At 71.8% G+C, this 19,345-nt stretch carries 19 protein-coding genes and 3 tRNA genes; 13 read left to right on the top strand and 9 right to left on the bottom strand.

Annotation, left to right across the window (positions count from 1 at the left end; genetic code table 11):
• The first annotated feature begins 96 nt into the window (after positions 1–96).
• The gene (locus tag Q8791_RS05490) at positions 97–834 is read left to right on the top strand and encodes an alpha/beta hydrolase (protein ID WP_330090488.1); all 738 of its coding nucleotides are present in this window, start codon (positions 97–99) and stop codon (positions 832–834) included.
• Positions 835–956: 122 nt separating this feature from the next.
• Here the strand turns inward: Q8791_RS05490 and Q8791_RS05495 are convergent, their stop codons facing one another.
• Positions 957–2,021 (bottom strand): M48 family metallopeptidase, encoded by a 1,065-nt coding sequence (locus Q8791_RS05495; RefSeq protein WP_330090489.1) that lies wholly within the window; start codon positions 2,019–2,021, stop codon positions 957–959.
• A 232-nt stretch (positions 2,022–2,253) separates the two neighbouring features.
• On the opposite strand from Q8791_RS05495, the gene nadD reads away from it, so the two are divergent.
• The 4 genes from nadD (at position 2,254) to Q8791_RS05515 (ending at position 4,133) form a co-directional block, all read left to right on the top strand.
• Positions 2,254–2,907: a nicotinate-nucleotide adenylyltransferase gene (gene nadD / locus Q8791_RS05500; protein ID WP_330090490.1), complete on the top strand. Its 654-nt coding sequence runs from the start codon at positions 2,254–2,256 to the stop codon at positions 2,905–2,907.
• 17 nt (positions 2,908–2,924) lie between these two features.
• Positions 2,925–3,323: a ribosome silencing factor gene (rsfS, locus tag Q8791_RS05505; RefSeq protein ID WP_330090491.1), complete on the top strand. Its 399-nt coding sequence runs from the start codon at positions 2,925–2,927 to the stop codon at positions 3,321–3,323.
• A gap of 36 nt (positions 3,324–3,359) precedes the next feature.
• A complete protein-coding gene (locus tag Q8791_RS05510; RefSeq protein WP_330090492.1) occupies positions 3,360–3,983 on the top strand; it encodes a histidine phosphatase family protein in 624 nt (207 codons plus the stop codon).
• Positions 3,984–4,060: 77 nt separating this feature from the next.
• Positions 4,061–4,133: transfer RNA gene (locus Q8791_RS05515), tRNA-Ala, on the top strand.
• A gap of 208 nt (positions 4,134–4,341) precedes the next feature.
• Here the strand turns inward: Q8791_RS05515 and Q8791_RS05520 are convergent.
• Positions 4,342–5,610: an epoxide hydrolase family protein gene (locus Q8791_RS05520; RefSeq protein ID WP_330090493.1), complete on the bottom strand. Its 1,269-nt coding sequence runs from the start codon at positions 5,608–5,610 to the stop codon at positions 4,342–4,344.
• Positions 5,611–5,673: 63 nt separating this feature from the next.
• Between Q8791_RS05520 and Q8791_RS05525 the strand changes: the two genes are divergently transcribed.
• Positions 5,674–6,633 carry a helix-turn-helix transcriptional regulator gene (locus Q8791_RS05525; RefSeq protein WP_330090494.1) on the top strand — a complete coding sequence of 320 codons (960 nt, stop codon included), beginning with the start codon at positions 5,674–5,676 and terminating at the stop codon, positions 6,631–6,633.
• Positions 6,634–6,646: 13 nt separating this feature from the next.
• Here the strand turns inward: Q8791_RS05525 and Q8791_RS05530 are convergent, their stop codons facing one another.
• Positions 6,647–6,877, bottom strand: coding sequence for a hypothetical protein (locus Q8791_RS05530; protein ID WP_330090495.1), 231 nt, complete (start codon positions 6,875–6,877; stop codon positions 6,647–6,649).
• A 145-nt stretch (positions 6,878–7,022) separates the two neighbouring features.
• Here Q8791_RS05530 and Q8791_RS05535 point away from each other — a divergent pair, with 145 nt between their 5' ends.
• On the top strand, positions 7,023–7,661 hold the full coding sequence (locus Q8791_RS05535; RefSeq protein ID WP_330090496.1) for a dihydrofolate reductase family protein: 639 nt from the start codon (positions 7,023–7,025) through the stop codon (positions 7,659–7,661).
• Between the two features lie 61 nt (positions 7,662–7,722).
• On the opposite strand, the gene Q8791_RS05540 is transcribed toward Q8791_RS05535, so the two are convergent.
• Positions 7,723–9,345: a glycoside hydrolase family 13 protein gene (locus Q8791_RS05540; protein ID WP_330090497.1), complete on the bottom strand. Its 1,623-nt coding sequence runs from the start codon at positions 9,343–9,345 to the stop codon at positions 7,723–7,725.
• Between the two features lie 139 nt (positions 9,346–9,484).
• Positions 9,485–10,507 (bottom strand): LacI family DNA-binding transcriptional regulator, encoded by a 1,023-nt coding sequence (locus Q8791_RS05545; RefSeq protein WP_330090498.1) that lies wholly within the window; start codon positions 10,505–10,507, stop codon positions 9,485–9,487.
• 221 nt (positions 10,508–10,728) lie between these two features.
• Between Q8791_RS05545 and Q8791_RS05550 the strand changes: the two genes are divergently transcribed.
• Genes Q8791_RS05550 through Q8791_RS05560 form a run of 3 tightly spaced genes read left to right on the top strand, consistent with a single transcriptional unit; the run spans position 10,729 to position 13,837 of the window.
• The gene (locus tag Q8791_RS05550; RefSeq protein WP_330090499.1) at positions 10,729–12,036 is read left to right on the top strand and encodes an ABC transporter substrate-binding protein; all 1,308 of its coding nucleotides are present in this window, start codon (positions 10,729–10,731) and stop codon (positions 12,034–12,036) included.
• Positions 12,037–12,092: 56 nt separating this feature from the next.
• Complete coding sequence (locus tag Q8791_RS05555) at positions 12,093–12,938, top strand: carbohydrate ABC transporter permease (protein ID WP_330090663.1); 846 nt, start codon at positions 12,093–12,095, stop codon at positions 12,936–12,938.
• Positions 12,938–13,837 carry a carbohydrate ABC transporter permease gene (locus Q8791_RS05560; RefSeq protein WP_330090500.1) on the top strand — a complete coding sequence of 300 codons (900 nt, stop codon included), beginning with the start codon at positions 12,938–12,940 and terminating at the stop codon, positions 13,835–13,837. The genes Q8791_RS05555 and Q8791_RS05560 overlap by 1 nt, the downstream gene beginning before the upstream one ends.
• 130 nt (positions 13,838–13,967) lie before the next feature.
• Here the strand turns inward: Q8791_RS05560 and Q8791_RS05565 are convergent, their stop codons facing one another.
• Positions 13,968–15,131, bottom strand: coding sequence for an alpha-hydroxy-acid oxidizing protein (locus tag Q8791_RS05565; protein ID WP_330090501.1), 1,164 nt, complete (start codon positions 15,129–15,131; stop codon positions 13,968–13,970).
• Positions 15,132–15,426: 295 nt separating this feature from the next.
• A complete protein-coding gene (locus Q8791_RS05570) occupies positions 15,427–17,202 on the bottom strand; it encodes an ABC transporter ATP-binding protein (RefSeq protein WP_330090664.1) in 1,776 nt (591 codons plus the stop codon).
• Between the two features lie 139 nt (positions 17,203–17,341).
• Here Q8791_RS05570 and Q8791_RS05575 point away from each other — a divergent pair, with 139 nt between their 5' ends.
• Positions 17,342–17,929: a TetR/AcrR family transcriptional regulator gene (locus tag Q8791_RS05575; protein ID WP_330090502.1), complete on the top strand. Its 588-nt coding sequence runs from the start codon at positions 17,342–17,344 to the stop codon at positions 17,927–17,929.
• Positions 17,930–17,994: 65 nt separating this feature from the next.
• On the opposite strand, the gene Q8791_RS05580 is transcribed toward Q8791_RS05575, so the two are convergent.
• Positions 17,995–18,288 (bottom strand): GroES family chaperonin, encoded by a 294-nt coding sequence (locus Q8791_RS05580; protein ID WP_330090665.1) that lies wholly within the window; start codon positions 18,286–18,288, stop codon positions 17,995–17,997.
• A gap of 154 nt (positions 18,289–18,442) precedes the next feature.
• On the opposite strand from Q8791_RS05580, the gene Q8791_RS05585 reads away from it, so the two are divergent.
• Positions 18,443–18,515: transfer RNA gene (locus Q8791_RS05585), tRNA-Ala, on the top strand.
• Positions 18,516–18,645: 130 nt separating this feature from the next.
• Here Q8791_RS05585 and Q8791_RS05590 read toward each other — a convergent pair.
• The gene (locus tag Q8791_RS05590; protein ID WP_330090503.1) at positions 18,646–18,852 is read right to left on the bottom strand and encodes a hypothetical protein; all 207 of its coding nucleotides are present in this window, start codon (positions 18,850–18,852) and stop codon (positions 18,646–18,648) included.
• Between the two features lie 323 nt (positions 18,853–19,175).
• Between Q8791_RS05590 and Q8791_RS05595 the strand changes: the two genes are divergently transcribed.
• Positions 19,176–19,248, top strand: a tRNA-Ala gene (locus Q8791_RS05595).
• Positions 19,249–19,345 lie beyond the last annotated feature (97 nt).

A 19,345-nucleotide genomic window follows, 5' to 3' on the forward strand; every position in this document is an offset into this window, starting at 1 on the left:
CGCGGCGGGACGCTCACCGCCCAGGCGGGGCGGGCCCGGCCGGACACCCGCCTGCTAGCGTCCGGGAGCGACCACCCCGACGACGAGGAGCAGCGCGTGCCTACCACCGTGGCCTACGGCGACCACCCCAGCCAGATCGTCCACAGCTGGGAGCCGGAGGGCGCCGACGGGCCCGCGCCCGTCGCCGTCCTGCTGCACGGCGGCTGGTGGCGCGACCGGCACGACGCCACGCTGATGGACCCGCTCGCCCGCGACCTCGCCGCCTCCGGATGGGCGGTGTGGAACGTGGAGTACCGCCGTACCGGTGACGACGGGGGCGGCTGGCCGCAGACCCTCGACGACGTCGGCGACGCCCTGGGGTTCCTCGCCGACGGAGCCGCCCGGCGGCCCGGCCGGTACGACCTGGGCCGCGTGGTGTCCGTCGGGCACTCCGCGGGAGCCCATCTGGCCCTGCTCAACGCGCTCTCGGCGGGGGAGACCCCGGTGACCTCGGTGGTGGCGCTCGCCCCCGTCACCGACACGGAGCGGTGCGCGCTGGCGGGGCTCGGCGAGGGCGCCGTCATCCCGTTCCTCGGAGCGGACCCCGTGGCGGAGCTGTACCGGGTCAGCTCGCCCGTACGGCGCCCGCTGACCGGTGTACCGCACCTGGTGGTGCACGGGGACGCCGACCAGCGGGTCCCCGTCGAGCACAGCCGCGACTACGCGGAGGCGGTCCGCGAGGCGGGCGGCACCGTGGAGTACCGGGAGGTCGCGGGGGCGGACCACTTCGCCGTCGTCGATCCGGGGCACCCCGTCTGGGCGGAAGTCCGTGCGTACATGGCGCCCCCGCGCTGATCCGGGTCCGCGGAGAGGCCGTGGACGGGGCCGTGCCCGAGGGACGCAGGAGGGGGCGGCCCGCAGCGGGCCGCCCCCTCCTGTCCGCTGCCCCGCGCGGGTCCCCGGCGCGGGGGCGCGGGTCAGGAGGACCCGCTCGACCCGCCCGCGCCCTGGTCGGACCGGGCGGAGCCGTTGCGCCACCGGTCGGCGACGTTGTCGAAGATCTTGCCGCCCGCGCTGGCCGCGCTCCCCGCGACGTCGCGCAGGGTGCCCAGCAGCGGGTCGCCCGAGCGCTCCCACGACTCCTTGTAGGAATTGGCGGCGCTGCGCGCCTCCGCGCCGACCCTCGCGTCGCGGTCGGAGGAACGGCGCGGGTAGTCGCCGTCGAGGATGCGCCGGTAGGAGCCGTCCTCGATCCACCGGTGCAGCTCGGCCAGGCGCACCACGGCGAACGGGTGGGTCTGCCCCATCAGGCTGATCAGCTTGAGGAAGCTGTCGCGGGCGTCGCCGCCGGACTCGTACTCGCGCGCCTGCTCCAGGAACGCGTCGGGGTTCATCTCGACCAGGGAGGAACCGCCCGCGAGCTTCATCAGCGCGCGCTTGGCCGCCTCCGGGTTCTGCGCGGCGAGGATCCCGGCGCGGTCACAGGACAGCTCGGACTTGCGGTACCACTCCTCCAGCGCGGCGACGATCGCCTGGAGGCCGATGTAGCCCAGCGGCACCCACGCGACGCGGGTCGCCAGCCGGATCAGGGCCAGCAGCATGGTGCGGTACACGGCGTGGCCGCTGAGGATGTGCCCGACCTCGTGGCCGATGACGAAACGCTGCTCCTCGGCGTCCAGCAGGTCGAACAGACCCGTGGTCATCACGATGAAGGGGCGCTGGCTGCCGATCGCCATGGCGTTCGGCCTGGGGTTCATCTGGATGTAGAGCTCGGGGACCTCGTCCATGTCCAGGACGTAGGCGGCGTCGCGCACGTAGTCGTGGACGTGGGGGAACTGGGTGGGACCGACGCGGACGGCGCTGGACAGGAACATCAGTCGCAGGGCGCGCTCGTTGAACAGCCCGGACATGCGTTTGAACACCTCGTCGAACCCGCGCAGGGAGCGCAGCGCCACCAGGGCACCACGGTCTGCGGGGTGCTCGTAGGCGCGGGGAGAGATCTCGGAGAGCCGGACGCGGACGCGGTCTGGTGTGTTGGCCATATCGGCATGCTATGCGGCCTGATGGCGCTTGGCCACGATTTCGGCCTTCGAGATATGACGCGATTACGAGGGTGTCCGGAACGGGCCGGGAAGGAAGCGGACGAGGCCGCCGTTGTTCCAGTGTCGGGAACAAAACGGGAGGAAGAGGCCTCCGCAAGGACCGGCCGTCGGCTACTCTCGGTTGGCCGATCCCGGCAACACGACCCATGTCCACGGCGAAACGGAGCGCACAGTGGCGCACGAGTCTCCAGGCGTCCCCCACGACGACGGCTTCCCACCCCGGCGGAGCGGCACCGGCCCGACCAAGGTCGGCATCATGGGCGGTACCTTCGACCCCATCCACCACGGGCACCTCGTGGCGGCCAGTGAGGTCGCCCACCTGTTCGGGCTCGACGAGGTGGTGTTCGTGCCCACGGGGCAGCCCTGGCAGAAGGACCCGGCCAAGGTGACCCCCTCCGAGGACCGCTACCTCATGACGGTCATCGCGACCGCCGAGAACCCCCAGTTCCGGGTGGACCGTGTCGAGATCGACCGCTCGGGCCCCACCTACACCCTCGACACCCTGCGCGAGATGCGCTCCAAGTACGGCCCCGACGTGGAGCTGTACTTCATCACCGGAGCCGACGCGCTGGGCGCCATTCTCAGCTGGCACAACGTCGACGAACTTTTCGATCTCGCGCATTTCGTAGGCTGTAACCGTCCCGGTCACCATCTCAGTGACTCAGGACTGCCCGAGGGCAAGGTCTCCCTGGTGGAGGTCCCCGCTCTGGCGATCTCCTCGACCGAGTGCCGGGAGCGGGTCCGCAAGGGCGAACCCATCTGGTACCTGGTCCCCGACGGCATCGTTCGCTACATCCACAAGACCGGGCTCTACCGGGACAGCTGAAAGGCAACAAGGACAACGTGACAGTCACCGACAGGGCTCTTGAGCTCGTCAGGGTGGCGGCCGAGGCCGCCTCCGACAAACTCGCCCAGGAGATCATCGCCTACGACGTCAGCGAACAGCTGGTCATCACCGAGGCGTTCGTGCTCTGCTCGGCCCCCAACGACCGCCAGGTGCGCTCGATCGTCGACGAGATCGAGGACCAGCTCCGCCTGAAGGGCGGCGCCAAGCCGCTCCGCCGCGAGGGCGAGCGGGACGGCCGCTGGGTGCTCCTGGACTACGCCGACATCGTCGTGCACGTCCAGCACGAGGAGGAGCGCGGCTACTACGGCCTCGAACGGCTGTGGAAGGACTGCCCCGAGATCGAGCTCCCCGAGGGATCGCGCGGATCCGAGCGCACCGCCCTCGACGAGCAGTAACCCTTCCCCGACACTCCGAGCGGAGAGACACACCACGTGAGCGACACCCCCCGCGTGCTGTTCCTGCGGCACGGTCGGACAGCCTGGAACGCGGAGAACCGCTTCCAGGGCCAGACCGACATCGAACTCGATCCGGTCGGCCACGCCCAGGCGCGGCGGGCGGGAGACCTGCTCGCCCCGCTCGGCCCCGACGTCATCGTCGCGTCCGACCTGAGGAGGGCCGCCGACACCGCCGGGTACCTCAGCCGCGCCACGGGGGTGCGGGTGGAGTTCGACAAGGGGTTGCGCGAACGCTTCGGAGGGTCCTGGGAGGGGCGGACCGGGGTGGAGCTCGCCGCACGATGGCCTTCCGAGCACGCGCGGATGGACATCCCCGACGGCGAGCCCATCTCCGAGGTCGGCGACCGTATGAGAGCGGCGGTCGACAGGGGGCTGGCGAGGACCCCGGCCGGAGGGCTGCTCGCGGTCGTCAGCCACGGTGCGGCCCTGCGCGTCGGGATCGCCCGCATGCTCGGCGTCCCCGACGAGCAGCGCGAGATCCTGGGTCCGCTCAGCAACTGCAGCTGGTCGGTGCTCCAGGAACGCCGTGGACAGTGGCGGCTCATGGAGCACAACGCGGCGAGCCTGCCCGAACCGGTGGTCCTCAGCGACGACGCCTGAAACCGTTTCGACGTTCTCGCCGGATTCCGCTATGGTTCTGGGAGTCGGTAGGGCGCGAGCCCCCTCGACTCCCACACGGGGCTATGGCGCAGTTGGTAGCGCGCCTCCATGGCATGGAGGAGGTCTGGGGTTCGAATCCCCATAGCTCCACGGACTCGGGACGATCCTGCTCGGGGGCCTTCGGCCTCCTCGCGGGGTCGTCCTTCGTCGTGTCCGGGGGGAGACCCCCCCGAGCCCCGGGGCGGCCCCCTGCGGCCGGGGTCCCCCCATCGGCGGGGCGGGCGGCAACCGCCCCGAGGACGCGGAGCGCTCGACCACCGGATCACCCCGTCGCGGTCCCGGGGCCGCGGGCCAGGCCTCAGCCCAGGTCCCGGAAGAACGCGCGGACGTCCTCGACGAGGAGCTCAGGCTCCTCCATCGACAGGAAGTGGCCGCCGCGGCCGAGCTCGGTCCACCGCACGACGTTGTGGTCCCGCTCCGCCCAGCGGCGCACGGTCACGTCGTGCGCGGAGACCAGCACGCCCGTCGGTACCGTCCCCCGCTCGGGGGACCAGCCGCCCGCGTCCCCTCCCTCCGGGGGACCTCCCCGGTCCGACGCCTCCTCGCCGCCGTCCCACGCGGCGCCTCCACCCCACTCGGTGCCGCCGTCCCACCCGGCGTCGTCGCCCCACGAGTTCGCGGACATCTCCTCGTAGTAGATCTGGGCGGCCGAGCCCGCGGTGCCGGTCAACCAGTACAGCGACACGCACGTGAGCATCCGGTCGCGGTCCAGGGCGGCCTCGGGCAGTGCCTCCTCCGGTTCGCTGAGCTCCTTGAACTTCTCGACCATCCAGGCCAGCTGCCCCGCGGGTGAGTCGTTGAGCCCGTAGGCCACCGTCTGCGGCCGCTTCGCGTTGCACTGGAGGTAGGCGTCGTTGAAGTCCTGCATCGACGTCCACCGCTCCTCCTCCACCGCGGTCAGGCCCTCGGCGTCGCCCTCCGCGACGGGGAACGTGATCATGGCGTTGAGGTGTACCCCGACCACCCTCTCCGGCGCCTGCCTCCCGACCTCCGGGGCGACCCACGAACCCGTGTCGTACCCCTGGACGCCGTAGCGCCCGTAGCCGAGCCGCGACATCAGTTCGACCAGGACCCCGGCCATCCTGGCCGCGCCCATGCCGGGACCGGCCAGGGGCGTCGAGAAGCCGAACCCCGGGAGGGACGGGACCACCAGGTGGAACGCCCCCGCTGGATCGCCGCCGTGGGCGCGGGGGTCGGTGAGCGGACCCACGACGTCCAGGAAGTCCGTGACCGCCCCCGGCCAGCCGTGCAGCAGGAGCAGCGGAGTGGCGTCCGCCTCGGGTGAGCGCACATGGAGGAAGTGGACGTTCTGTCCGTCGACGACGGTGGTGAACTGGGGGAGCCCGTTGAGCTCCGCCTCGTGGGCCCGCCAGTCGTAGGCGGTGCGCCAGTACTCGGCCAGCTCCCTCAGGTACGCCACCGGGACGCCGCGGCTCCAGCCCGCCCCCGGCACCTCGTCCGGCCACCGCGTGTTGGCCAGTCGCTCGGCCAGGTCGGACAGCTGGGCCTGCGGAACCTCGACGCGGAAGGGGCGGATCTCCCGCTGGTACTGCTCGGTGTCGGTCATGGGTGGAACCCTAGGGACCGGTTAGGTCGGGTTCCTTCCTAAGGGGACGGCAGAATCGGAGGCATGGCAGAAACCTCGGCGCGGCTTCTCACACTGCTCTCGCTCCTCCAGACCCCAAGGGAGTGGTCCGGGGCCGACCTGGCCGCACGGCTCGGCGTCACCACGCGCACGATCCGCCGCGACATGGGCCGCCTGCGCGACCTCGGCTACCCGGTGCACGCCACCCGCGGCACCGCCGGGTACCGGCTGGCGTCGGGCGCCGCGATGCCGCCGCTGCTCCTCGACGACGAGGAGGCCGTCGCCGTGGTGGTGGGGCTGCGCACCGCCGCCGACGGCTCGGTCAGGGGCAGCGAGGAGGCGTCGCTGCGCGCACTCGCCAAGCTGGAACAGGTGCTGCCCTCCCGTCTGCGGCAACGGGTCAACACCCTCCACGGCGCCACCGTCCGGGCGGGGGCGGAACCGGGGCCGACGGTCTCCCCCGAGACCCTGGTGGCGGTCGCCGAGGCCTGCCGGCGCAGGGAGCGCCTGCGCTTCGACTACACGAGCCCGCGGGGAGGGTCCGCGGTCCGGACGGTCGAACCGCACAGCCTGGTCAGTTTCGGGAGGCGCTGGTACCTGGTCGCCTTCGACGTCGACCGCGACGACTGGCGCACCTTCCGCGTGGACCGGCTCGCCCCGAGGGCCTTCACCGGACCCCGCTTCGCCCCCCGTGAGCCTCCCCGCGGAGACGCGGCCGCCTACGTCTCCCACCAGCTGTCCTCGCGGACCTGGCCCTTCCGCGCCGTCGTCAGGCTGCACGCGTCGTCCGAGGACGTCGCCGCGAGCGTCTGGCCCGGCATGGGGGTCCTGGAGGCCGTCGACGAGCGCAGCTGCCTGTTCCACGTGGGGGCGGAGACGCCGTCCGACCTCGTCTGGATGATCACCTCGGTACAGACCGACTTCACCCTGGTCAGCGGGCCGCCCGAACTCGCCGGTGCGTTCCGGGCCCAGGCCGCCCGCTGCACGGCCGCCCTGGACGGCTGACCGCCGATGCCCGTCAGGGGACGATGAGCAGGCCCTCCAGCAGGGTCTCGACATACAGGGCGGTGGCCTCGCCCCGCTCGCGGGAGGACACCCGCACCGCGTGTTCCACGCCGCAGACCATCACCAGCAGGTCCTCCTGGGGCAGGCCCGGCCGCAACCGCCCCTGGCGCGCCGCCCGCTCGGCCGGCGTCGCGCAGGCCGTCATCAGCTCGCGCCGCGCCTCCGCCACGGACGCGGTCTCCACCTCCGGCGCCGTCAGCGCCTCCGAGAGGCCGCAGCCGCCTGCGCAGACCTCCGGACACCCTCTCCGGCATGTCGGGGCCCGCGGCGGAACCACGACGTCATGATGGAGACGATCACCGGGACCGACCTGCGCGACAGGAGACACCATGGAGCTCAGCGTGAACACCCTGCTCAGCCTCGACGGCGTGATGCAGGGGCCGGGAGGTCCGGAGGAGGACCTCAGCGGCGGCTTCACCCGCGGAGGCTGGCTGGTCCCCCACGCCGACGAGGACATGGGCGCGATCGTGGACCGGTGGTTCGCCGCAGGGGAGTCCCTGCTGTTCGGCCGGACGACCTACGTCATGATGCGCGACTACTGGCGGGAGATCACCGATCCCGGCGACACGGTGGCGGCGGTACTCAACAACCGGCCCAAGTTCCTGGTCTCGACCACCGCGGGGCGGGCCGGAGCCGATTGGGGCGACACCACGCTCATCGCCGACGACGTCCTCGGACGCGTCCGCGCCCTCAAGGAGGGCCCCGGCGGTGAGATCCAGGTCCACGGAAGCTGGCGGCTCGCCCGGACCCTCCACGCGGCAGGGCTGGTCGACGTGTTCCGCCTGCTCATCTTCCCGACGGTGGTCGGGGACGGGAAACGGCTGTTCGACGGGGCGACCGCCCCCGCCGACTTCGCGGTCGAGGACAGTGCCACCACCCGTGCCGGGCTCGTCTCGCTGACCCTGCGGCCCCGTCCCTTCACCACCGGCACCATCGGGATCGTCGACGGGCGCGAGACGACCCTCTGACACGGACGGCCGGGCACGGGCCCGGCGCAGCCCGGGGAGGGCCCCGTCCCCGGGCGGCGCCTCAGTCCCGGCGCAGCCAGACCGCGGCGTCCCCCGGGAGCCGGCCGTCCAGGTCCGTGCTGGCCACCAGCACTTCGCCTGGCGGCAGCTCCACCGCCTCCCGGCCCGTGTTGACCAGCACCAGCACCTCGGAACCCCGCCAGAAGGCCAGGACCGGCCCCTGGTTCAGGGAGTCGTCCCAGACGAGGGACTCGTCCTCGGAGAAGTCGCGCCGGTGCGCCAGGGCCCTCCGGTACAGGTTGAGCATCGAGCCGGGGTCACCGGACTGGGACTCCACCGACCACCGGCCCCACCCCTCGGGCTGGGGGAGCCAGGAGCCGCCCGCGCCGAACCCGTACGACGGGCCGCCAGGGGTCCACGGCAGCGGCACCCGGCACCCGTCACGCCCCTTGTCGGTGCGGCCGCTGCGCTCCCAGCGGGGGTCCTCCAGGGCCCCGGCGGGCAGGTCGGCCGCCTCGGGCAGCCCCAGTTCCTCGCCCTGGTAGACGTACGCGGACCCTGGCAGCGACAGCTCCAGCAGCGCGAGCGCCCGGGCGCGACCGGCGCCCAGTCCGGCGTCGGGCTCGGGGTCGCGGCCGCCGGAGAGCAGCCACGCCCGCAGGTCGGTTCCGCGCGGCAGCCCCAGCACCGACACCGGGCGCACCACGTCGTGGTTGCCCACCACCCACGTGGGCACCGTGCCCACCTGCGCGGCGTCCGCGATCGACGCGTCGACCACCCTTCGGTAGGAGTCGGCGTCCCACCCGGTCCGCAGGAAGTCGAAGTTGAACGCCTGGTCCAGCTCGTCCGGCCGGGTGTACAGCACACGGCGGTCGGCCGGCAGCCACACCTCTCCCACGGTGGCCCGGGGCGGATCGAACTCGGCCAGCACCCCCCGCCAGTCCCGGTACACCTCGTGCACCCCGGGCCTGTCCAGCAGAGGGTGGTCGGGGTTGGCAGCGATGTCCTCGAACCGGCCCCCCTCCACCAGGACGAGATCGCGCAGCGGCTCACGCAGGTCCTTGACCAGCGCGTAGGCGACGTCGATGCGGAAGCCGTCCACCCCGCGCCCGCCCCAGAAGCGCAGGATGCCGCGGAACTCCTCGCGCACCCTCGGGTCGTCCCAGTTCAGGTCGGGCTGCTCGGGCGCGAACAGGTGCAGGTACCACTGGCCGTCCTCCACGCGCGTCCACGCCGGGCCTCCGAACGTCGACCGCCAGTTGGTCGGAGGGAGCTCGCCGTCCTCGCCCCGGCCGTCGCGGAACACGTACAGGTCGCGCTCGGGGGACCCGGGCCCGGCGGCCAGGGCGTCCCGGAACCACGGGTGCTCCTCGGAGGTGTGGTTGGGCACGATGTCGACCATCACGCGCAGGCCGAGCCCGTGCGCGGTCTCCACCATCGCGTCGAAGTCGTCCAGCGTGCCCAGCCTCGGGTCCACGTCCCTGAAGTCGGACACGTCGTATCCGCCGTCGGCCCACGGCGAGGTGTAGAACGGCGACAGCCAGATCCCGTCCGCCCCCAGGTCGGCGATGTGTCCGAGCCGGGCGGTGATGCCGGGGAGGTCGCCCACACCGTCCCCGTCGCCGTCCGCGAAGCTGCGCGGGTAGATCTGGTACAGGACCGCGTCTCGCCACCACTGCTGCATGGGTTCCTTACCTTGTTTCTTGGGAGTTCGCTCCGTCGTGCCGGTCCTCTGCGGGCGGGGCCCACGGGTCGTGGGCGCGGGGCACGCGCCGGCACGCCCGCACCGGTCCGGGCGCCCCCGGACGGGGGACGCCCCGGCGTCACGAGGACAGGCCGCGACTGCCCCGCGGGGAGGCGGTGGACTGCCGCAGGATGATCTGGGTGGGCATCTCCACGTGGGAGTCGGACCGCGCTGTCCCGTCGAGCACCCCCACGGTGAGCCTTCCGGCGGTCAGCCCGATGTCGTAGGGGGCCTGGTCCACGGTCGTCAGGTCCAGGACGGCGGCCGCGTCGTGGTTGTCGAACCCCATGAGGGAGATCGACTCGGGGACGCGCACCCCCGAGCGCCGCAGGATCCGGTGCGCGCCCATCGCGAGGCCGTCGAACTCCGCGAGCACCGCCGTGGGCGGGTCGCGGTCCGACAGGAGTTCCCCCATGGCGAGCTCTCCCCCCGTGCGGCCGGTCGCCTTGCTGACGCTCCACGGGGTCAGGCCGGCGGCAGCCATGCCCGCCTCGTACCCCTCCAGCCGGTGCCGCGAGCTGCCGCTGGACCACTCCTCGCGCCGGGACCCGATGTAGGCGATCCGGGTGTGCCCCAGGTTGAGCAGGTGCTGGGTCGCCCCGGCGGTGCCGGCCCGGTCGTCGATGTACACGCTGGCGCGTCCCGGGGCGCACTGCCCCACGAGCACCATGGGCACCCCGACGTCGTCCAGGCGCTGGCACTCCTCCTCGGACAGGTCCATGGACACGGTGATGACGGCGTCCGTGTTGCGGCGGAGGGGGAGCGCGCGCGTCCAGCCCTCGCGGGCCCGGGTCTCACCGACCTGGTACACGAGCATGTCCAGGTCTGCCTCGCGCAGTGCGTCGCTGATCCCCGACAGCGCGACCCCGAAGAACCACGGCTGGAGGAAGGGCACGATCACCGCGACCCTGCCCGTGCGACCGGTCACCAGGCCCGACGCGTTGCGGGAGACCACGTAGGAGAGTTCGTCGGCGGCGTGTTGGACGCGTCGGCGCACCTCGGGGGCGACCCCGGGCGCGCCGCGCAGGACGCGGGAGACCGTCGAGAGCGAGACGCCCGCCCTGTGGGCGACGTCCCGCATGCTCGCGGGTTGGCTGCGCATGCTGCCTACGTTAGGAGCGTGGGGCATGTCGTGGCAACGTTTTCAAGGAGACGGTCAAAAACCGGTCTGCCATTCCCCTTGTAGTAGGCAGATCCGGATAAGTTTTGTGTTGACTGGATCACACCGTCGGTGGCATCGTTTTCGCACGACCTCGGGGGGATGGACCAGAACACACTCGACGGCGCGCGCTCGGCCACCGCTCGGCGCGGAAGGGGAGAGGCATGTCAGAGCTTTCACGCCACAAGAGATACGCGGTGCGCGCCGGGAGCACGGGGCTGGCCGCACTCGGTCTGACCCTGGCGACCGCCTGCGGAACACCTCCGGGGGACAAGCCCGAAGGGGAGGGGGAGAACGCCGGCATCGCCGAGGACCCGCAGTTCGTGTGGGCGGTCACCGGGGCGGACCGGCAGGTCCACGAGGCCGTGGCCCGCCTCTGGAACGAGACGAACCCCGACAGGCAGGTCGACATCTTCTTTCTCGCGCCCACCGCGGACGAACAGCGGCAGGCCATGTTCCAGGACCTCCAGAGCCAGGCCGGTGAGTTCGACGTCCTCGGCCTCGACGTCATCTGGACCGGCGAGTTCGCCGACTTCGGTTACATCGAGAGCCTGGAGGACCTGCGGGGCGAGGTCGAGGGCGTCAGCCTGGACGGCCCCGTCGACAGCGCCCAGTGGCAGCAGGAGCTGTACGCGCTCCCGTACTCGTCCAACGGAGCGTTCCTCTACTACCGCACCGACCTCATCGAGGAGCCGCCCACCACGTGGGAGGAGCTGTACGAGACGGGCACCGCGGCGGCCGAGGAGGCGGGCATCTCCGGCTACGTCGGCCAGGGCGACCAGTACGAGGGGCTGGTCGTCAACTTCCTCGAGATGTACTGGTCCGCGGGCGGTCAGCTGTTCGACGACGCCCAGCAGCGGAGCACCTTGCTCGAGGGGGACGCGGCGGCCACGGCGCTGGACTTCATGACCGAGGCCTACGCCAGCGGTTTCTACGCCGAGGGCTTCGACTCCATGGTCGAGGACGACGCCCGCGCGCTCTTCCAGGCGGGCGAGGCGGTGTACATGCGCAACTGGCCCTACGCCATCCCGCTCCTGGAGGGCGAGGAGGGCGAGGAGACCGCGGTCGCCGGGAACTTCGCCGTGGCTCCGCTGCCCACCTTCACGGGTGAGGGCACGACCAGCGCGCTCGGCGGGCTCAACAACGCCGTCAGCACCCTGAGCGAGAACAAGGACCTCGCCCGCGAGTTCGTCCTGTGGACGGCCACCGACCCCCGGGCCCAGGACGTCCTGGCCTCCCACAGCCTGCCGCCGACCATGGAGAGCGCCTACGAGGACGCGGAGGATCCCGCCCTCGAGGTACTCGGCGGGATCCTCGCCGACGCGCAGGCGCGTCCGCCGGTGCCGGGCTACAACTCGATGTCGCTGGACCTGCAGGAGAGCCTGCTCGCCGGCTACCTGGGGCAGGAGGAACCCGAAGCGGCCTTGGAGGCCATGGACCGGTCCGCGAACGAAGCCCTCGAGCAAAAGTAGGTCCGATGGCGAAGACCCAGAGCGTCCGTACACGCCGCGGCCTCGGTGAGCGGGCCATGGGGCGGGTCTTCCTCGCCCCGTCGTTCGCGTTCATGGCCGTCATCGCCCTCTTCCCGGTGTTCTACGCGATCGGGATGAGCCTCTACAACATCCGCGGATTCCGCCAGGAGTTCATCGGGATCGACAACTACACGCGGGTCCTGACCGACGCGGGTTTCTTCAACGCGGTCGGCAACACCCTCGTGTTCACCGTCGCCTCGGTGACGCTGGAGTTCGTCGTCGGGATGGCGTTCGCGCTGATCATGCACCAGGCGTTCGTCGGCCGCGGACTGACCCGCGCGGTCATCCTTGTGCCGTGGGTGATCCCGACCGCCGTCGCCGCCCAGGTGTGGCGGTACATGTTCGACCACAACCCGGGCTTCGTGAACTCGGTCCTGGGCACGGACATCAACTGGCTGCGCGATCCCGTGTGGTCCATGGCCGGCATCATCAGCGCCGACGTGTGGAAGACCGCGCCGTTCGTGGCGCTCCTGCTGCTGGCCGGGTTGCAGACCATCCCGAAGGACTACTACGAGGCGGCCAGGGTCGACGGCGCCACCGTGCTCCAGCGGTTCTTCTTCATCACCCTGCCGCTGCTGCGTCCGGCGATCGTCGTGGCCCTGCTGTTCCGCACGGTGGACGCGCTGCGCATGTTCGACTTCGCGTACGTGTTCTCCGGGTACTCGAACTCGCTCGCCACCCTGTCCGTGTACGCCCAGCGCTACCTGGTCGCGGAACCGGAGCTGGGCTACGCCAACGCCCTGTCCACCGTCACGTTCGTCATCGTCATGATCGTCGGCCTGGCCTTCATCAGCCGCATGGGCCGCCACATGGTCGGCGACGTGGCGCGGAAGGAGAAGTGATGACGGCCGAGACGGTGAAGCCGAGCGGGCCGGTCCACCGGCCGCGCCGGAGGAGGCACCCGGCGGTGGGCAACGCGCTCAAGCTGCTGGGCCTGTTCCTGGTGCTGGGCTGGTGCCTGTTCCCGTTCCTGTGGATGGGGATGACCAGCCTCCGGTCGGGGGCGGTGGCGCTGACCGACCCGAACATCTTCCAGGGCCCGTTCAGCCTGGCCAACTACGAGCAGATCCTCGACCTGGGGTTCCAGTTCGCGCTGCGCAACTCGCTGATCGTGGCGTCGGTGACCACGCTCATCTGCATCCCGGTCGCGGCACTGGCGGGGTACGCGCTGGCGCGGTTGCCGATGGCGGGCAAGTTCGCCCTGCTGGCGACCACCCTGGTGGCGACGCTGTTCCCACCCGTCGCGCTGGTCAACCCGCTCTACCAGGTGTACCTGAAGGTCTACGACTGGACCGGGATCAACCTGCTCAACTCCTACGCGGGCATGATCATCCCGTACGTGGCGCTGACCCTGCCGCTGGCCATCTTCATCCTCGCCACGTTCTTCGCGGGCATCCCCCGGGAGATCGAGGAGTCGGCGAAGGTGGACGGGGCCACGCCGTTCCAGGCGTTCCTGCGGGTGGTGGCGCCTCTGGCGGCGCCGGGCGTGGGCGCGGCGTCCATCCTGACGTTCGTGTACGCCACGAACGAGTTCCTGCTGGCCTTCTCGTTCGCCCCGCGCGACCTGAACGTGCAGACCGTCCCGGTCTTCGTGGGCACGTTCGAGCGGGTCGGCTACGAGAACCCGATCGGCCAGATCATGGCGGCGTCGGTGCTGGTCTCGGTGCCGCTGATCATCTTCGCCCTGGTCCTGCAGCGCCGGATCGTGGCGGGTCTGACCTCGGGGGCCGTCAAGGGCTGAGCCCGGTCGGCGGGGGGAGCCCGGGGAGGGAGTCCCCGGGCCCCTCCGCGTCCACCGCCGCTCCGCCGCGTCGGCGGAGGCGGGCCCGGCGCCGCGCGGCGCCGGACGGGGCGCCGGTCCGGCGCAGGGGTCACCGTCGGGTGACGTCGTCGCGTCCCAGGTCGGCGGCGTCCCGGCCCATCAGCTCGGCCGTGATCTGCAGCTCGGCCAGGGTCGCACGCAGCACGTGCTCGACCCCCGCAGCCCCGTCCACGGCCAGCCCGTACACCCAGGGGCGTCCCAACAGCACCGCCCGGGCGCCCAGCGCCATCGCCACGGCCACGTCCGCGCCCGACCGCACCCCGGAGTCGAAGAGCACCGCGGCCCGGTCGCCGACCGCCTCCACCACCTCGGGCAGGGCGTCCAGGGCAGCCACCGCGTTGTCGATCTGGCGGCCTCCGTGGTTGCTGACCACGATCCCGTCCACGCCCGCCGCCACCAGTTCGGCCGCCTCGTCACCGCGCACGATGCCCTTGACCAGGACCGGCAGGTCCGTCCAGTCGCGGATGCGCGCGATGTTGCCGGTGCTCAGCGACGTGTTCGCGAACGCGCCCAGGAAGTGGAACACCGCCTCGGTGAACACCCCGCCCGGCTCCGGGTCCGCCTTGAGCCGCGACCGGAACTCCGGGTCGCTGAAGTAGTTCGCCGTGCCCTGGCTGCGCAGGAACGGCAGGTGGCCGACCGCCAGGTCACGCGGCCTCCACCCCAGCCGCTTGGTGTCGGCGGTGACCACGATCGCCTTCGCCCCCGCCGCGGTCGCCCGCCGCACGAACGACTCGGCCAGCGTGTCGTCACCGGGCCAGTACAGCTGGTACCACCAGGAGTCGACCGCCTCCGCGACCTCCTCCATGGGCGTGGACGCGGCCGTGGACAGCACCATCGGCACGCCCAAGGCGTTCGCGCCCCGGGCCACGGCCGACTCCGCCTCCTCGTGGACCTGCTCCAGCACCCCGATCGGGGCGGTGAGCAGCGGGGTCGGGTAGCGCTCCCCGAACAGGGTGACCCCCAGGTCCCCGGCGCCCTCGGACCCCGGCCTCAGACTGCGCGGACGCAGCGCGTACCGGCCGAACGCCGCCACGTTGGCGTCGGCCGTGCGCTCCCGGCCGGCGCTGCCCTCCACGTAGCCGAACGGTCCCGGCTCCATGGCCTTCTCGGCCAGATCGCGCAGGTCCTCGTAGTGGTAGGGCAGGGGCGGCAGGGCGCCGTTGGTCGCGTCGGCGTAGACACCGTCCTGGTACTGGGCGAACTCGCTCATGGATCCCTCGCTGGCGCCGGGGCGCCGGGTACGGGCGCCGAGGCCGGCGCACGGAACGGGCAGGAGGCCCCGGGCCGTGGGAGGAGTGCCCGCGGCGCCCGGACCGTCGAGCCGTTCGCGCCGACCGGCTCAGGGCGGATGCTACCGGGCATCCGAGTGACGCACGTCACCCGGGTGTCCGGTGTTCAGGGCGCCGCCGAGAACGTGGTCGGCGGCGCCGCGTGGCCCCCGGCAGCGGGCCGCCGACGACCAGGTCCCGGGGCTCCGCGACGGTCGGGCCGTGTGCCCGACGGGTTCAGGGCGAGCCGACCGGGAGCCCTTCGTCCCGGACGCCGTCCTCGTCCGCCTCCGTCTCGGAGATGTGCAGTGCCGCGACCAGCTCCCTGTACAGGGGGTCCCGGTCCAGCAGCTCCCGGTGCGTGCCCTGGGCACGCACCCGGCCGTCCTCCATCAGCACGATGGTGTCGGCGTGGATCACCGTCGACAGCCGGTGGGCGATCGTGACCACGGCCTTGCGCTCGGCGTGGCGGCGCACGCCGGCCGTGATCGCCGCCTCCGTGATCGCGTCCACCTGCGAGGTCGCCTCGTCCAGCAGCAGAATGTCCGGCGAGCACAGCAGGGCGCGGGCCAGGGCGATGCGCTGGCGCTGACCGCCGGAGAACGACGTGGCGTCCAGCGGGGCGTCCAGGCCCTCCTCCAGGGCGTCGACCTTGTCCGACAGCCGGACCTCCCCCAGGACCCGGCGCACGTCCTCCTCCGAGGCGTCGGGGTTGCTGAACAGCAGGTTCTCGCGGATGGTCCCGGGGATGACCGGAGTGTCCTGCTCGACGTACGCGAAGTGGCCGCGCACCTGCCTCGGGGTGAGGGAGCTGTAGGGCGCCCCGGCCAGCGTCAGCTCCCCGTCCTCAGGCTCCAGGAAGCGCAGGAACAGGGAGAACACGGTGGTCTTGCCCGCACCGGACGGGCCGACGACGGCCGTGTGCCCTCGGCGGGGAATGCTCAGGTCGACCCGCTCCAGCGCCGGCTCCGCGCCGGGCGCGTACCGGGCCGTGACCCCGCGCAGCTCCAGCAGCGCCTCCCCGGCCCCGGGGCCGGTGCCGCCGAGGGAGGGGAGCGGGACGTCGGGTCCCTCGGAGGACGGTTCGAGCGGGATGGCCTCGACCTCGCGGATGCGCTTGGCCGCGGCGACACCGGACTGGAGGGTGGTGACGCTCTGGGAGAGCTCCATGACCGGAGACATCAGCGTGAACGCGTAGAGGAGGAAAGCGATGAGGGTGGACACCTCCATCTCGCCGGCGGTGACCCTCAGCGCGCCCACGCCGAGGATGGCGATGATCGCGAGCTGGATGCCCCCGTACGCGATCGTCCAGGCCACGGCCTCGCGCCTCACCGACAGCACGCCGTGGCGTGCGGCCTGCTCGGCGTGCTCCAGGATCTGGCCGCCGAGCCGTTCCTCGGCCCGGCTCACCTTGACGGTGCGCACGGCGCGCAGGGCGCCGTCCAGCACGCCGCCCATGAGGCCCAGCGAGTTCTGCGCCCTCTCCTGCGCCGTGGCGATGGAGGGCATCAGGGTGAGGAACAGGACCGTGACGACGAGCACGGCGGTGAACGTGACGGCGAGCAGGACCGGGTCCAGCACCCCCATCATGGCCAGCGTTCCGACCAGCAGCACGCCGCCGTTGATGAGGCTGATGATGCTGTTGGAGGCGGCCTCGCGCAGGAGCACCGTGTCGGAGGTCGCCCGGGTGACGAGTTCACCGGTGGGGCGCCGTGACATCGGGATGAGGGCGGCCCGGAAGTAGCGGCGCACCAGGGAGGTCCGCGCGTCGAGGACGACCTTCTCCGCGACAGTGCCCATGAGGATCCAGTGCCACAGGCCGAACACGATGCCGAGGCCGAACAGCCCGAGCAGGAGCGAGATGGGCACCACGAGGCTGCCCGCGTCGGCGACGGTGTCCAGGACCAGCTTGGTCACCATCGGGTTGGCGAGTTGGAGCGCGGATCCGAGCAGTGCGAGGACCAGTCCCAGCGCCAGCTTCCTCCGGTGAGGGTGCACGAACGACCACAGCACCCGGAGTTGGGCGAAGCGGGGTTCCGGAGATTCCACCAGGGGGTCGGCTAATACCGTAGATCGTTCAGTCATGATCTAAATTAGGTCATAGGTGACCGATTATTGTCAACTGAGTACCGACGAGCCTAGGATGAAGGACATGGTGAACAGCGCTCCCTCAGAGGAAGAGACGAGGACACGCGCGCGCACCCGGCGTGCGATCCTCGAAGCGGCCGTCAAGGTCCTCGGCGAGAACTCCGCGGCACCCCTGTCGCAGGTCGCCAGGGCCGCCGGGGTCGCCCGCAGCACGCTCCAGCGCTACTTCCCGGAACGCGCCGACCTCACCATCGCGCTCGGCGAGTACGCCGACGAGCTGATCAACGAGGCCACACAGAGGGCGCGCACCACCGAGGGCACCGGCCTGGAGGCCTTCCGGCGCGTCATCCCCGAGTACTTCGCGCTCCAGAAGGTGGTCATGCTGGCGTTCGGGAACGAGGAGGAACCCGCCGAGGAGTGCGGCGAGGCCGACCTGGCGCTCACGGCGCTCATCGAACGCGGACACGCCGACGGCAGCATCGACCCCGCGATCCCCGCCGACTGGATGCAGCAGTTCCTCTGGGCGGGGCTCTACTCCGGGTGGTCCTACGTCAACACCGGCCAGGTGTCGGCGTACGAGGCGCTCAACCTCTGCGTGCTCTCCCTGGTCAAGGTGGCCGCGCACCCGAACGGCGGCGCAGGGGGCGACTGACACCCGCCGGGCGCGGCCGACCCGCCGCCGGGGGCGGGCCCCGGTCCCCGGTCCCCGCGGCAGGATCAGAGGTACAGGCCGGTGCCCCGCTCCGGCGCCTCGTTGGCGACGGCGTGCACGTCGCGCTCGCGCAGGATCACGTAGCGCTCGCCGTTCAACTCGACCTCGCCCTGCTCCTCGGGGTCGAACAGCACGCGGTCCCCGGTCTTCACGTGCCGGGCACTCGTCCCGGCGCCGACGACCTCGCCCCACGCGAGCCTGGTCGCCAGCTTCACCGTGTCCGGAATGACCAGACCGGCGCTGCTCCGCCGCTCGCTCCGGTCCACGACGGTCCGCACCAGGAGACGGTCGTGGAGCATCTGGATCTCAAGCTTTGATTCGGCCACCACTCCAGGGTATTCGGCCCCGCCCACGGCTCTCGACCGGCCGCCCGTCCGTCCCGCCGTCCCGACCGGCCCCCGACCTCCGGTACAGTACTTCTATCGCCGAGCGGGGAAACCGCCCGGCACACCAGGGGCTATGGCGCAGTTGGTAGCGCGCCTCCATGGCATGGAGGAGGTCTGGGGTTCGAATCCCCATAGCTCCACGGACTCGGGACGATCCTGCTCGGGGGCCTTCGGCCTCCTCGCGGGGTCGTCCTTCGTTGTGTCCGGGGGAGACCCCCGGACACGACCTCCAACGCGCCGGGGCGGCCCGGGGCCGCAGGCCGGAGCGGATCAGGGAGATCGCGGGGTCCTGGCGCGTTCGTCGACGAACGCAAGGAGGTCCGGGTCGTCCGAGACCAGGCGGTCCACCTCCTCGCCGCCGTCGCACCTGCACAGGGCCACCGTCACCCGTGAGGGTGTGCGGTCCACCACGTGCCAGACGGCGCCGTGGTCCTCCCAGCGGGTGAGTACGTCGACCGGGTGCTGCCTCTCGCTCATGGTGTCCTTATGCCCTGGGCCGCGTTCCGCGGATCGTTCCGGGCTCGCGTCCCCCGGGCTGCCTCTCGCCGCGCCGACTGCGCTCGGACAGCCGAACCCGGGCTGACCTGCGCTACCCGTCTTGCGAGAGATGGCCTGGAAGCCGCTCGCGGCGATCGGCGCAAGCGCCGAGTCAACCGAAAGCATCCACGGAACACGCCCCAGGCGGGCCGATCGACCCCCTCGGCGCCCTCCGCCGGGGATCGTGTGGGGCGCCCCGCGTCCTGACTGTTCATCCCACCCTTCCAAATCCGATAGACTCGAACCGTTGCCGCACGGCACGCGGGGCTATGGCGCAGTTGGTAGCGCGCCTCCATGGCATGGAGGAGGTCTGGGGTTCGAATCCCCATAGCTCCACCCGCATCCGAGACGACCCTGTTCGGGGGCCCTGAGCCTCCGCCGGGGTCGTCTCGTCGTTTCTCCCGGCTTTTCCCGCCCCGCGGGTTCGGGGCGA

It is taken from the genome of Nocardiopsis codii, from assembly GCF_036327455.1.
In the GTDB taxonomy this organism is placed as follows: Bacteria; Actinomycetota; Actinomycetes; order Streptosporangiales; family Streptosporangiaceae; genus Nocardiopsis; species Nocardiopsis codii.

Excerpts from the sequence above, each read along its gene's own strand:
- Q8791_RS05565 (WP_330090501.1), bottom strand. The coding sequence starts at position 15,131 with ATGAGCGAGTTCGCCCAGTACCAGGACGGTGTCTACGCCGACGCGACC.
- Q8791_RS05560 (WP_330090500.1), top strand. The coding sequence starts at position 12,938 with ATGACGGCCGAGACGGTGAAGCCGAGCGGGCCGGTCCACCGGCCGCGC.
- Q8791_RS05535 (WP_330090496.1), top strand. The coding sequence starts at position 7,023 with ATGGAGCTCAGCGTGAACACCCTGCTCAGCCTCGACGGCGTGATGCAG.
- Q8791_RS05495 (WP_330090489.1), bottom strand. The coding sequence starts at position 2,021 with ATGGCCAACACACCAGACCGCGTCCGCGTCCGGCTCTCCGAGATCTCT.
- Q8791_RS05520 (WP_330090493.1), bottom strand. The coding sequence starts at position 5,610 with ATGACCGACACCGAGCAGTACCAGCGGGAGATCCGCCCCTTCCGCGTC.
- Q8791_RS05525 (WP_330090494.1), top strand. The coding sequence starts at position 5,674 with ATGGCAGAAACCTCGGCGCGGCTTCTCACACTGCTCTCGCTCCTCCAG.
- Q8791_RS05555 (WP_330090663.1), top strand. The coding sequence starts at position 12,093 with ATGGGGCGGGTCTTCCTCGCCCCGTCGTTCGCGTTCATGGCCGTCATC.
- Q8791_RS05550 (WP_330090499.1), top strand. The coding sequence starts at position 10,729 with ATGTCAGAGCTTTCACGCCACAAGAGATACGCGGTGCGCGCCGGGAGC.
- Q8791_RS05540 (WP_330090497.1), bottom strand. The coding sequence starts at position 9,345 with ATGCAGCAGTGGTGGCGAGACGCGGTCCTGTACCAGATCTACCCGCGC.
- Q8791_RS05590 (WP_330090503.1), bottom strand. The coding sequence starts at position 18,852 with ATGAGCGAGAGGCAGCACCCGGTCGACGTACTCACCCGCTGGGAGGAC.
- Q8791_RS05575 (WP_330090502.1), top strand. The coding sequence starts at position 17,342 with ATGGTGAACAGCGCTCCCTCAGAGGAAGAGACGAGGACACGCGCGCGC.
- Q8791_RS05545 (WP_330090498.1), bottom strand. The coding sequence starts at position 10,507 with ATGCGCAGCCAACCCGCGAGCATGCGGGACGTCGCCCACAGGGCGGGC.
- Q8791_RS05580 (WP_330090665.1), bottom strand. The coding sequence starts at position 18,288 with ATGCTCCACGACCGTCTCCTGGTGCGGACCGTCGTGGACCGGAGCGAG.